The 12,329-nt window shown below is 65.0% G+C and carries 14 protein-coding genes; 2 read left to right on the top strand and 12 right to left on the bottom strand.

Going from position 1 to position 12,329, the window contains the following annotated elements; genetic code table 11:
• Positions 1 to 50: 50 nt before the first annotated feature.
• Positions 51 to 638 carry a peptidylprolyl isomerase gene (locus tag J2X50_RS11340; RefSeq protein ID WP_429094866.1) on the bottom strand — a complete coding sequence of 196 codons (588 nt, stop codon included), beginning with the start codon at positions 636 to 638 and terminating at the stop codon, positions 51 to 53.
• Between the two features lie 17 nt (positions 639 to 655).
• Entirely contained in the window at positions 656 to 1,156 is a 501-nt protein-coding gene (coaD, locus tag J2X50_RS11345; RefSeq protein WP_429094867.1) for a pantetheine-phosphate adenylyltransferase, read from the bottom strand.
• Positions 1,157 to 1,363: 207 nt separating this feature from the next.
• Between coaD and J2X50_RS11350 the strand changes: the two genes are divergently transcribed.
• A complete protein-coding gene (locus tag J2X50_RS11350; protein WP_347966219.1) occupies positions 1,364 to 1,516 on the top strand; it encodes a hypothetical protein in 153 nt (50 codons plus the stop codon).
• A 110-nt stretch (positions 1,517 to 1,626) separates the two neighbouring features.
• Here J2X50_RS11350 and gyrA read toward each other — a convergent pair whose 3' ends face one another.
• Positions 1,627 to 4,404 (bottom strand): DNA gyrase subunit A, encoded by a 2,778-nt coding sequence (gene gyrA / locus J2X50_RS11355; protein ID WP_429094870.1) that lies wholly within the window; start codon positions 4,402 to 4,404, stop codon positions 1,627 to 1,629.
• A gap of 253 nt (positions 4,405 to 4,657) precedes the next feature.
• On the opposite strand from gyrA, the gene J2X50_RS11360 reads away from it, so the two are divergent.
• Complete coding sequence (locus tag J2X50_RS11360; RefSeq protein WP_429094872.1) at positions 4,658 to 5,287, top strand: MarC family protein; 630 nt, start codon at positions 4,658 to 4,660, stop codon at positions 5,285 to 5,287.
• A 19-nt stretch (positions 5,288 to 5,306) separates the two neighbouring features.
• Here the strand turns inward: J2X50_RS11360 and J2X50_RS11365 are convergent, their stop codons facing one another.
• The 9 genes from J2X50_RS11365 to rplQ form a co-directional block, all read right to left on the bottom strand.
• Positions 5,307 to 6,083, bottom strand: a complete 777-nt coding sequence (locus J2X50_RS11365; protein WP_429094873.1) for a sulfite exporter TauE/SafE family protein — start codon at positions 6,081 to 6,083, stop codon at positions 5,307 to 5,309.
• A gap of 65 nt (positions 6,084 to 6,148) precedes the next feature.
• Positions 6,149 to 6,580: a DUF6691 family protein gene (locus J2X50_RS11370; RefSeq protein WP_429094875.1), complete on the bottom strand. Its 432-nt coding sequence runs from the start codon at positions 6,578 to 6,580 to the stop codon at positions 6,149 to 6,151.
• A gap of 2 nt (positions 6,581 to 6,582) precedes the next feature.
• Positions 6,583 to 7,011, bottom strand: a complete 429-nt coding sequence (locus J2X50_RS11375) for a YeeE/YedE family protein (protein WP_429094877.1) — start codon at positions 7,009 to 7,011, stop codon at positions 6,583 to 6,585.
• Position 7,012: 1 nt separating this feature from the next.
• Positions 7,013 to 7,357 (bottom strand): ArsR/SmtB family transcription factor, encoded by a 345-nt coding sequence (locus J2X50_RS11380; protein WP_429094879.1) that lies wholly within the window; start codon positions 7,355 to 7,357, stop codon positions 7,013 to 7,015.
• A 4-nt stretch (positions 7,358 to 7,361) separates the two neighbouring features.
• The gene (locus J2X50_RS11385) at positions 7,362 to 8,243 is read right to left on the bottom strand and encodes an MBL fold metallo-hydrolase (RefSeq protein WP_429094881.1); all 882 of its coding nucleotides are present in this window, start codon (positions 8,241 to 8,243) and stop codon (positions 7,362 to 7,364) included.
• Between the two features lie 37 nt (positions 8,244 to 8,280).
• On the bottom strand, positions 8,281 to 8,700 hold the full coding sequence (locus tag J2X50_RS11390) for a TIGR01244 family sulfur transferase (RefSeq protein ID WP_429094883.1): 420 nt from the start codon (positions 8,698 to 8,700) through the stop codon (positions 8,281 to 8,283).
• A gap of 130 nt (positions 8,701 to 8,830) precedes the next feature.
• Positions 8,831 to 10,132: a replication-associated recombination protein A gene (locus J2X50_RS11395; protein ID WP_429094885.1), complete on the bottom strand. Its 1,302-nt coding sequence runs from the start codon at positions 10,130 to 10,132 to the stop codon at positions 8,831 to 8,833.
• A gap of 76 nt (positions 10,133 to 10,208) precedes the next feature.
• Positions 10,209 to 11,693 carry a DegQ family serine endoprotease gene (locus tag J2X50_RS11400; protein WP_429094886.1) on the bottom strand — a complete coding sequence of 495 codons (1,485 nt, stop codon included), beginning with the start codon at positions 11,691 to 11,693 and terminating at the stop codon, positions 10,209 to 10,211.
• A gap of 196 nt (positions 11,694 to 11,889) precedes the next feature.
• Entirely contained in the window at positions 11,890 to 12,318 is a 429-nt protein-coding gene (rplQ, locus tag J2X50_RS11405) for a 50S ribosomal protein L17 (RefSeq protein ID WP_340039908.1), read from the bottom strand.
• Between the last annotated feature and the right edge of the window lie 11 nt (positions 12,319 to 12,329).

The raw sequence follows: 12,329 nt of genomic DNA on the forward strand, positions 1-12,329 counted from the left end.
GAATTCCTTCTCTGTTACAGATTACTTGCCGTCCGCAGCGATGCGGACCTTTACTTACCGTCCGCAGCGATGCGGACCTTGATCATGCGGTCGGGATCGGCGACGACGCCGTTCTCGGCTGCATCGCCCTTCTTGATCTTGTCGACCAGTTCCATGCCGCTCTCGACGTCGCCGACGATGGTGTACTGGCCGTCGAGCGAGGAAGCGGTGTCGAACATGATGAAGAACTGCGAATTGGCCGAATTCGGATCCTGGGCACGCGCCATGCCGACGACCCCGCGCTTGAAGTTCTCCTTGGAGAACTCGGCCGGCAGATCGGGCAGCTTCGAGCCGCCGGTGCCGGCGCGCGCGGCGCTGTAGCCGTCCTTCATGTCGCCGAACTCGACGTCGCCGGTCTGAGCCATGAAGCCTTCGATGACGCGATGGAAGGCGACATTGTCATACTCGCCGGCGCGCACCAGCTTCTTGATCTGTTCGACGTGCTTGGGCGCGAGGTCGGGACGGAGTTCCACCGTCACGTCGCCGTCCTTGAGCGTGATGACCATGGTGTTCTCGGGGTCGGCGGCGAAGGCCGAAACCGAACCGGCGACGAGGCCGGCGAAGACGACGAAAGACGAGGCAAGCTTCCTGAGCTGCATTGATCGGTACTCCGGGATTATTTCGCGAATTTGGCGTTGAGCGCCTTGGCAACCGCCGCGGGCACAAACGGGCGGATGTCGCCGCCCATCGAGGCAATCTGGCGGACGAGTGTGGCGGTAATGGTGCGGACCGAGGGGCTTGCCGGCAGGAAAACCGTCTGCAAGTCCGGCGCCATGGTCTCGTTCATGCCGGCCATCTGCATCTCGTAGTCGAGGTCGGTGCCGTCGCGCAGGCCGCGGATCATGATCGAGGCGCCCTCACGGCGCGCGGCGTCGATGACGAGACCGTCGAAGGCGACGACCCTGATGCGGCCGCCATCCTTGCCGAATTCCGACTTGGCCGCCTGCTCGATCAGCGCCACGCGCTCCTCGAAGGAGAACAGCGGCTTCTTGCCCGGATGAACCCCGATGGCCGCGTAGACGACGTCGGCGACCGCCAGCGACGCCTTCAGCACGTCGAGATGGCCGTTGGTGAGGGGGTCGAAGGACCCGGCGTAGATGGCGATGCGATCGGTCATGCGCCTGCTTCTAGAACATCGGCGGTCAAGGTGGAAGCGGGCACCGGCCGGAACTTGGCCATCCGGCGCTCCCCGCATGGTTTACAAGATGAACGCAGGATGAATGGAAGTCTCAGGTTTCGTTCAAGGGGATGTGAATAAACCATCTCTATAGTCGATGAAACCAAACAGCGCGTCGCCCGTTATTTCAGGCAGGAGAACAGCGCCATGATGATCTACATGCTCGCCGCGGCCATGACACTGGCCATGCTCATCGCCACCGCCTTCGCCCTCCACCAGGAGGCGCACCGGGTCCGCACCAAGGTTCAGACCGCTCGTGTCCGGCTGCCGGGGTGGCGCAATCCGCGGCTGCCGCGCTGATCTGCCTCGACTACCGTTTTTCTGCCCCTCCAGGCAAAAGCGGCGCTCACGCGCCGCTTTTTTCTTTAACCCGACGGCGTAAGCCACTGGTAAATCGGTGGCCTTCCGGATCAGCCTTCCTCGCTCACCAGCGCTTCATCGCTTGGTGCTTCGTCGGCATCGTCCTCGCCCTGCGGCTCGGAAATACGCTCGACCGAAACCACCTTCTCGCCTTCGGCGGTGTTGAAGATGGTCACGCCCTTGGTGGCGCGGCTGGCGAAACGGATGCCGTCGACCGGCACGCGGATGACCTGGCCGCCATCCGACACCAGCATGATCTGGTCGTCGTTGCCGACCGGGAAGGTCGCCACCAGCCTGCCGATCTCGGCCGTCTTTGAAACGTCGGTGGCGCGGATGCCCTTGCCGCCGCGGTTGGTCAGGCGGAAGTCGTAGGACGATGAGCGCTTGCCATAGCCATATTCGGTCACCGTCAGCACGAACTGTTCGTGCTGGGTCAGGAACTGGTAGCGATCTTCGGAGATGTCGGCTTCCTCGCCGACCTCTTCGTTGGTCAGAGCGATGTCCTCGTCCTCGCCAGCCGCAATGCCGGCAGCCAGCCTCCGTTCGGCCACCGAACGCTTGAGATAGGCGGCACGCTCGGCCGGGCTCGCCTCGACATGCTCGATGACTGCCATCGAGATGACGCGGTCGCCATCGGCCATGCTGATGCCGCGCACGCCGACCGAATTGCGGCTCTGGAACACGCGCACGTCGTCGACGCGGAAGCGGATGCACTGGCCGGAATCGGCGGTCAGAAGCACGTCGTCATTGTCGGTGCAGGTTTCGACGCCGAGGATCTCGTCGCCTTCCTCCTCCAGCTTCATGGCGATCTTGCCGTTGCGGTTGACCTGGACGAAATCGCTGAGCTTGTTGCGACGCACGGTGCCGCGCGTGGTAGCGAACATCACGTCAAGTTCGCCCCAGCTCGTCTCGTCCTCGGGCAGCGGCATGATGGTGGTGATGCGTTCGCCCTGCTGGAGCGGCAGCATGTTGATCAGCGCCTTGCCGCGCGACTGCGGATTGCCGATCGGCAGCCGCCAGACCTTTTCCTTGTAGACGATGCCACGCGACGAGAAGAACAGCACCGGCGTGTGCGTGTTGACCACGAACAGCCGGGTGACGAAATCCTCGTCCTTGGTCGACATGCCCGAGCGGCCCTTGCCGCCGCGGCGCTGTGCGCGGTAGAGCGACAACGGCACGCGCTTGATGTAGCCGGAATGGCTGACGGTGACGACCATGTCCTCGCGCGGGATCAGGTCCTCGTCTTCCATGTCGGAGCCGGCGTCGGTGATCTCGGTTCGGCGCGGCACGCCGAACTCGTCGCGCACGGCGATCAGCTCGTCCTTGACGATCTGCTGGATGCGCGCCCGCGACGACAGGATGGCGAGATAATCGCTGATCTCGGCGCCGATCTTGTTGAGCTCGTCGGCGATTTCGTCGCGGCCCAGTGCAGTCAGGCGCTGCAGGCGCAGCTCGAGGATGGCGCGGGCCTGTTCTTCCGACAGGTTGTAGGTGCCGTCGTCATTGATGCGGTGGCGCGGGTCATCGATCAGGCGGATCAGCGACTCGACGTCGGATGCCGGCCAGCGCCGGGTCATCAGCTGGTCGCGCGCCGTCTGCGGATCAGGCGCGGTGCGGATCAGCTTGATCACCTCGTCGATATTGGCGACGGCGATCGCCAGGCCGACCAAGATATGCGCGCGGTCGCGCACCTTCTTGAGCAGGAACTTGGTGCGCCGGCTGATCACCTCTTCGCGGAAGGCGACGAAGGCCTTCAGCATGTCGATCAGCGTCAGCACCTCCGGCTTGCCGCCGTTGAGCGCCACCATGTTGGCGCCGAACGAGGTCTGCAGCGGCGTGAAGCGATAGAGCTGGTTGAGGATCACCTCGGCATTGGCATCGCGCTTGAGCTCGATGACGACGCGATAGCCCTGGCGGTCGGACTCGTCGCGGATGTCGGAGATGCCCTCGATGCGCTTGTCGCGCACCAGTTCGGCCATCTTCTCGATCATCGTCGCCTTGTTCACCTGATAGGGAACTTCGGTGATGATGATCGCTTCGCGGTCGCCGCGGCTCTGCTCGATGTTGACCTTGCCGCGCATGACGACGGAGCCGCGCCCGGTCGAATAGGCGTTGTAGATGCCCGAGCGGCCGAGGATCAGGCCGCCGGTCGGGAAATCGGGACCCGGGATGATCTCCATCAGGTCCGGCAGATCGATGCCAGGATTGTCCATCACGGCGATGGCGCCGTTACAGACCTCGGTCAGGTTGTGCGGCGGGATGTTTGTCGCCATGCCGACGGCGATGCCGCCGGCACCGTTGACCAACAGCGCAGGGAAGCGCGCCGGCAGCACGCGCGGCTCCTGGCCCGACGCGTCATAGGTATCCTGGAAATCGACGGTATCCTTGTCGATGTCCTCGAGCAGCTCGTGCGCGACCTTGGTCAGGCGCGCCTCGGTGTAGCGCATCGCCGCGGGCGGATCGCCGTCGATCGAACCGAAGTTGCCCTGCCCGTCGATGAGCGTGACGCTCATCGACCAATCCTGCGCCATGCGCACCAGGGCGTCATAGATCGAGGCGTCGCCGTGCGGGTGATATTTACCCATCACGTCGGCGACCGGACGCGCCGACTTCACGTATTTGCGGTTCCAGTGGTAGCCGCTCTCGTGCGAGGCATAGAGGATGCGCCGGTGCACGGGCTTCATGCCGTCGCGCACGTCGGGCAACGCGCGGCTCACGATCACGCTCATGGCGTAATCGAGGTAGGAGCGCTGCATCTCCTCGATGATGGATATCGGCTCGATGCCGGAGGGACCTTCTGGTCCACGCGGTGATTTCTGGTCGGTCAACTCGGATCACGCATGTTGGGAATCATTTACTCTTTATATAGGAACGGCTCGTGGTTGACCAACTTTGGGCGCGCTTTTCCAACACTGATTTAGCACGTAATATCAAAAGGATAGATCATCCGGCCAAATCCGCGACAGTCTGTCTGCCGCGCCCGGAAGTCAGATGCTCGGGGCATAACGCGCGGCGAGACGCGATTGCTCTGGCGCAGGCGCACGCCGCAGGTTAGCCTGCATTCGCCCCGGGGGGATGCCGATGCCGCATTTCGACAGCATTTTCAACGCCTTCGTCACCCTCCTGGTGACCATCGACCCGCCGGGCCTGGCGCCACTTTTCCTGGCGGTGACGCGCGGCATGAACCGCGACGAGCGGCAGCAGGTGTCGGTGCGTGCCAGCATCATGGGATTCGCCGTGCTCGCCCTGTTCGCCGTTGCGGGTGCTGCCATCCTCACCGTGTTCGGCATCACCCTGCCGGCGTTCCGGGTGGCCGGCGGGTTCCTGTTGTTCTTCATCGCCTTCGAGATGGTGTTCGAGCGCCGGCAGGACCGCAAGGAGAAGATCTCGGACGTGGCGATCACCAAGGACCACATCCACAACATCGCCGCCTTCCCGCTCGCCATCCCGCTGATCGCCGGCCCCGGCGCGATATCCGCCACGGTGCTGCTGTCGGGCTCGTTCGACGGCTGGGCGGGCCAAGTGACGCTGGTCGGCATCATCTTCATCTGCCTGGCCCTGACCTATCTCGTCTTCGTGCTCTCCGAGCGCATCGACCGCTTCCTCGGCCAGACCGGCCGGTCGATCCTGACCCGCTTGCTCGGCGTGATCCTGGCGGCGCTCGCCGTCCAGTTCGTCGCCGACGGGATCAAGGCACTGGTGGCGATGTGAAGCCGCCAGCCTGCGGGCGCTAGGCCAGATTGCGCCAGATCATGTAGCCGGCGACGGCAACGATCATCAGGGCAAACAGCACGTTCAGCGCACCCTTCCTCCGCTGTAGCACTAGAGCCGCGCGCGACCCGCCTAAGCCGCCAAGCAGGCCCCCGGCAATGAAAGCCGACGCAAGCGGCCAGTCGACCATGCCCGAAAACGCGTAGGAGATTGCCGTCGTCAGGCCGAGGGCGGTGACCGCGACGAGGGACGAGCCGATGGCATTGATCATCGGCATACCCGTCGACGCAACCAGGCCAGGGACGATCAGGAAGCCGCCGCCGATGCCGAAGAAGCCCGAGAGCAGGCCGGTACCGCCACCGAAGCCCAAAACCTTCGGTGCATTTTCGCGCGTGCAGACTGCCGCCGGATCGCCCGCAACGCTGCGACGCCGGAACATCAGCGCGCCAACGACAAGCATCAGGCCGGCAAACAGAAGCAGCAGATGGCGGCCATCGATGGCCTTGCCAAGCGACGAACCGAAGAATGCGCCAAGCACGCCGGCCACGCTGTAAACGGCGGCGCAGCGCCAGTTCACCGTGCCGTTGCGGGCGTGGCCGGCCAGGCCCGTCACGGCGTTGGCAGCCACCGAGACGGCGCTGGTGCCGATCGCCATATGCGCATTGGGCACACCAACCAGGTAGACCAGCAGCGGTACCGCCAGGATGGAACCACCCCCGCCGAACAGGCCGAGGCTGAGACCGACGACGCTGCCCGAGAGCACGCCCAAAGCATATTGAATGGGTTCCAGAAACATGGTCCCAGCCCTTTACGACAACGATTTTTTTGCGGAGCCCCGACGGTCAGGCCGTGGGTCAGGCGTCATGCCGAAGCCGGCACGGTACGTCGGCCGACCGTCCGGCGGGCAAGCCACATGCCGAGGAACATCATCGGCAGGAACGCATATGTGCCGGCTGCTCCGAGCGCGGTCGCGGTCAGTGCCGGCCCGGGGCAGAACCCGCCCAGGCCCCAGCCGATACCGAAGATGGCCGGCCCGACCAGGATCCGCCGGTCGATGGCGCGGCTGGCGGGCAGGTGGAACGCGTCAGCCGCCACCGGCTTCGGCCGCCTGAAGACGAGGCGGTAGCCGATGAAGGTGGTGATCACGGCCCCGCCCATCACGAAGGCAAGCGAAGGATCCCAGGTGCCGAACAGATCGAGGAAGTTCAGAACCTTGGCCGGATCGGACATGCCCGACACGACAAGGCCGATGCCGAACAGGAGGCCGAGCGCGAGATTGACTACGAACGACATGCTCAGGCCCCCACCAGGTGCCGGACGACGAAGACGGTGACGAATGCGGTCGCCATGAAGGTCAGCGTCGCCACCAACGAACGCACGGAAAGCCGCGACAGGCCGCAGACGCCGTGGCCGCTGGTGCAGCCGTTGCCGTAGACCGAACCGAAACCGACCAGGAGCCCGGCCACGGCCATCAGGGGCAGGTTGGACGAAACCGTCTGGACCACCTGGCTGCCGGTCACCGCCGCATAGATCAGCGGCGCCCCCACGAGGCCGAGCACAAAGGCCAGCCGCGAAGGCAACGCCTTGTCGCCATAGGGCGGCAACAGGCGGCCGGCGATGCCGCTGATGCCGGCGATGCGCCCCTCCCACGCCATCAGGAGAACGGCCGACAGGCCGATCAGGATGCCACCCACGGTGGCGGCTATCGGAGTGAACTCAGTCATGTCATCGGCTTTCGATTGCGGTGGCTTCCGCGCCCGGATCGCAGAACAGGCGGTAGAGCAAGGTCACGACTGCCCTCACCCGCTCATCGGCGAGCCGGTAGAAGACGGATTTCGATTCCTTGCGACCGATGATCAGCCCGGCGTCGCGCAGTTCGGCGATCTGCTGGGACAGCCCGGGCTGCCTGATGCCGAGGCTGTCTTCGAGCTCGCGCACCGAACGCTCGCCATCGGCGAGGGAGCAGGCGATCATCAGCCGGTTCGGGTTGGCGAGCTTCTTCAGGAACTCCGAAGCCTCTCCTGCCCGCTCGAGCAGATCCGATACCGGCACTGTCGGTTCCTGTTGCATGGTCCTAACCCCAGTTGGCGCCCTCGAGAGCATCGAGCGGGAATTTCAGGTAGCGCTTGCCGTTGGCTTCCGGTTCGGGCAGGCGTCCGCCGTTGATGTTGATCTGCAGGGCGTGGAGAATGAGCTTCGGCATCGGCAGGGTGCTGTCGCGCGCCTCGCGGACGGCTACGAAATCCGCTTCCGACGCGCATTTGGAGACGTGCGTGTTGCGCGCTTTCTGCTCGGCGACCGTGCTTTCCCATCTCGGCTCGCGCCCGCCGGGCTGATAGTCGTGGCCGGTGAACAGCCGGGTATCGCCGGGCAATTCCAGGATCTGCTGGATGGACTGCCAGAGCCGCCTGGCGCTGCCGCCCGGAAAGTCGGCGCGCGCCGTTCCGCTGTCCGGCATGAACATCGTGTCGTGCACGAAGGCCGCGTCGCCGACGAGATAGGTGATCGAGGCGAGCGTGTGTCCCGGCGAAAACAGCACCCTTGCCGGAATTTCTCCGATCGAGAACGCTTCGCCTTCGGCAAACAGCTTGTCCCACTGCGAACCGTCGTCGGCCAGGTCCGGCCAGTTGTAGATGCCCTTCCAGAGCTTCTGGACGTCGACGACGCGCTCGCCGATCGCCGTCGGCGCGCCCGTCCTGGACTTCAGATAGCGGGCGGACGAAAAGTGGTCGGCGTGGGGATGGGTATCGAGTATCCACTCAACCGTCAGGCCACGCTCTTCGACGAAATCGAGGATGCGGTCGGCATTGGTGGTCGCCGTCGAGCCCGACTTCTCGTCGAAATCGAGCACCGGATCGATGATCGCGCATTTCCCGGTGGCCGGATCGGCAACGACATATTGCACCGAGAAGGTGCGCGGATCGAAGAAGGCGGTAACCTCGGGTTTCATGGACATATTCAGCCCCATCCCTTTGTCTTGAACTCGAAAATCGTCAGGAATTGTCGCGCAGCCAGTCCTTGGCGCCGGCCAGGTTGATGCCCAGCCGCGAACCCAACCCATCGAGGTCGCCCGTATCGAGGCGGCCATCGAGCACCTCGCCGATCGCCCAGAGCGACAGCGAGCGCGTCGCGGACTTGCAGTGAGCCAGAACCGGACCGCCTGCATCGGCGACGGCAGCCTGGAAGGCACGCACGGCTTCCAGCGAGTAGCGTCCCGGCGCCACCGGGATGTTGACGAACTCCATGCCCAGCTGCCCGGCCCGGTCCGCCGCCTCGGACATGGTTGCCTGACCCGGCTCCTCATTGGCCGGGCGGTTATTGATGATCTTGCGAATGCCAGCCCCGCCGGCTGCCACCAAATCCGCATCGGACGGCTGTCCCGAGATCCAGAGCTTGTCGGTCACCTGCTTCATCATACATCCTCTTGAAGTCGTCGACGGCGTTATCGCGTCGACGATGAGATATATATGATTGCATTTTTTTGCAATAATTTTTTCGCAACTAAACGTGAAGTGCCGAAAAAGCATCGACCGGCGTGCGAGCCTAGTCCTTGCGATCGGCTCGCAGCTTCGCCCAGTAGTCGAGCCGCTTCTTGACGTCCCGTTCGAAGCCGCGCTCGTTGGGCACGTAGAATTCCCGGCGATTGGGTCCGGCGAACTCATCGGGCATGAATTCCTGGCCCGAGAAGGCGTCCGGATAGTCGTGATCGTAGCGGTAGCCCTCGTGGTAGCCGAGGTCCTTCATCAGCTTGGTCGGCGCGTTCAGGATGTGCTTCGGCGGCGCCGGCGATCCCGTCTGCTGGGCCAGCGCAATGGCCTGGTTGAAGCCCATGTAGGACGCGTTCGATTTCGGGGCGGTCGCCACATAGGTGATCGCCTGGGCCATGAACAGCCGCCCTTCGGGCCAGCCGACGCGTTCGAACGCGGTCCAGGCAGCGACGACCTGCTGCAGCGCCTGGGGATCGGCCATGCCGACGTCCTCGGAGGCTGCGCAGGCAAGGCGACGGAAGATGGTGCCGGGATCCTCGCCGCCGACCACCATGCGCGCTGCCCAGTAGAGGGCGGCCTGCACGTCGCTGCCGCGCAGGCTTTTATGGAAGCAGCTCAGCAGGTTGTAGTGCTCTTCCTGGCCCTTGTCGTAGACGGGCGCACGCTTCTGCACCGCTTCGGCCAGTCCGCCGACGTCGAGTATGCTGCCCGCCGGCAGCGCGAACAGTTCCTCGCACAGCCCGATGAGATAGCGCCCGTCGCCGTCGGCCATGGTGAGCAGGGCGTCACGGGCAGTGTCGTCGAGCGGCAGCTTCTTGCCGGTGTGCGCCTCGGCCCTCGCGGCAAGGATCGCCAGATCCTCCTTCTCGAAGCGGCGGAGCGTGTAGACCTTGGCGCGCGACAGAAGTGCCGCAACCAGGCTGAAGCTCGGGTTTTCCGTGGTCGCCCCGATCAGCACGATGGTGCCATCCTCGACATGCGGCAGCAGCGCATCCTGGGTGGTGCGATTGAAGCGATGCAGTTCGTCCACGAACACGACCGTCTGCCGCCCTGCCCCGCCGCGGAGCTGGCGGGCGGCCTCGACCACCTTGCGCAGGTCGGCGACGCCGGAAAGCACGGCCGAAAGCTGCACGAAGTCGAGGCCGACTTCCTTGGCGACCAGCCGCGCGATCGTCGTCTTGCCGACGCCAGGCGGTCCCCAGAGGATGAAGGACGAAACCTTGCGCGACTTCACCATGCGCCCGATGGGCCCGTCGGCGCCGAGCAGATGGTCCTGCCCGATGACCTCGGAAAGGCGCTGCGGGCGAAGCGTCTCCGCCAGCGGTCGCGGCGCAGCGTCGTCGAAGAGGGAACTCACTGTGCCGCCCTCCCGATCTCGTGGCTATGGCCTGCCCAGATGACGGTGCCTGACATGATTCCGGATCATAGCACCGTCAGTAGCGCAGCATCTGCCGCATGACGCGGCCATCGCGCTCGACGGTGAACCGCCACCAGCGCGAATCCTCCTCGGAGAGCTGCTTCAGCTGCTGTGCGGTGGCGATCTCTTCGCCGTTGAGCTCGCGGACGATGTCGCCTCGCCTGAAGCCGAAGCCGGCGGCGGGCGAGCCGCCGTCGACATCGACGATCACCACGCCCTTGGTTCCACTGGAGACGCGCAGCCGCTGCGCCAGGCGCGGCGAAAGCTCCGCCACCTTGGCGCCTGCGAAGGGGCTGCGCCCGCGCAGCAGGACCTCGTTGGCGCTGGTGCCCTCGGGAGCGCGCTCGAGCGCGACCTCGACCGCCTTCTCCTCGCCCTTGCTCAACACCTGCAGCGTCGCCTTGCCGCCGATCGGCTGCGTGGCCATGCGGTAGTCGAGCGCTTCCATGTGCTCCACGGCCTTGCCGTTGAAGGCCAGCACCACGTCACCGGGCTTGAGCCCGGCGCGCGCCGCCGGTCCGTTGTCGTCGACGGACGAGATCAGGGCCCCCGTGGGATGATCCATGCCAAGCGATTCGGCGATCTGCGGCGTCACGGGTTCGAAGGTCGCTCCAACGAAGGGTCGCTCGAAGAACTGCGCGCCGCTCTTCGCGGCGTCGGTGAAGGCCCGCACCATGTTGGACGGAATTGCAAAGCCGATGCCGATCGAACCGCCGCCGCGGCTGAAGATGGCGGTGTTGATGCCGACGAGCTGGCCGCCCATGTTGATGAGCGCGCCGCCCGAATTGCCGGGATTGATGGCGGCATCGGTCTGGATGAAGAAGCTGGAATCGGCGACGCCGATATGGGTGCGTGCCAGCGCCGAGACGATGCCGCTGGTGGTCGTCTGCCCGACGCCGAACGGATTGCCGATGGCAAGCACCAGGTCGCCGACCTGCAGCGCATCCGAATCGCCGATCGGCACGGTCGGGAACGGCTTGTCCGAATCGATCTTCAGCACCGCGAGGTCGAGCGTCTCGTCCTTGAGCAGGATCTTGCTCGTGAACTCGCGGCCGTCCGAGAGCGCCACCTTCACCTGGTCGGCGTCCTGCACCACGTGGTTGTTGGTGACGACGATGCCGCTCGCATCGACCATGACGCCCGAACCGAGCGACGAGCGCTGGCGCGGCGCGGCGCGGCCGAAGAACTGTTCGAAGAACGGGTCGCCTTCGAAAGGCGAGCGCACCTTGGCCTGCTGCGAGGCGTAGACGTTGACCACGGCCGCGGCGGTGTCCTTGACCAGCGGCGCGAAGGACAGCTGCATCTCCTCGCGGCCGAACGGCACCCGGCGGTCCGGCCCCGGCGTGGCGGAGCCGTCGCCCTTGCCGCCGCTCAGCAGATCGGTCAGCACATCCGAGAGGCCCGGGTCCTCAGCCGGCTTGGCGGCCTCCTGGGCCGTGGCTGCCCCCGCGACCGCCATCCAGCCGCACAGCAGGAGCAGGGAAAGTCGTTTCGCGCGCATCGCGAATCCTCCAAAGCTTGTTGCCGCCATTGTTCCGACGATTGTGCAAAATGAAAGGCTGCAGAGGCCGCGAAGTCGCGATTTTCCGCGCACTTGGCAAATCTTGCGGAAGGACTGCTGAAGCCATCGCCATCGGCCCAAAACAAAAGGGGCCGCAAGGGCCCCTTCGGTCAGTTCGCGTCAGGCAGATGCCCGATCAAGCGGCTTCGGCTTCGTTCGCAGCTTCAGCCTCGAGGCGAACGCGGTCGCCGGCGCCCTTGGCCGAGGTGTCGCGATCGACGAACTCGATGACCGCGAGCGGCGCGTTGTCGCCATGGCGGAAGCCCGCCTTCATGATGCGCAGGTAGCCGCCGTGACGCTGGGCGTAGCGCGGAGCGATCGTGTCGAACAGGCGCTTGACGACGTGCTCGTTGCCGATCTGGGCGATGACCTGACGGCGAGCGTGCAGGTCGCCACGCTTGCCGAGGGTGATCAGCTTCTCGACGATCGGACGCAGGTCCTTCGCCTTCGGCAGGGTGGTGACGATCTGCTCATGCTCGAGCAGCGAAACGGCGAGGTTCGCAAACATCGCCTTGCGGTGGCTTGCACTGCGGCTGAACCGGCGGCCGGCAAATCCATGGCGCATGGTTCTTCTCC

The organism is Aminobacter sp. BE322, assembly GCF_050433525.1.
Taxonomy (GTDB): domain Bacteria; phylum Pseudomonadota; class Alphaproteobacteria; order Rhizobiales; family Rhizobiaceae; genus Aminobacter.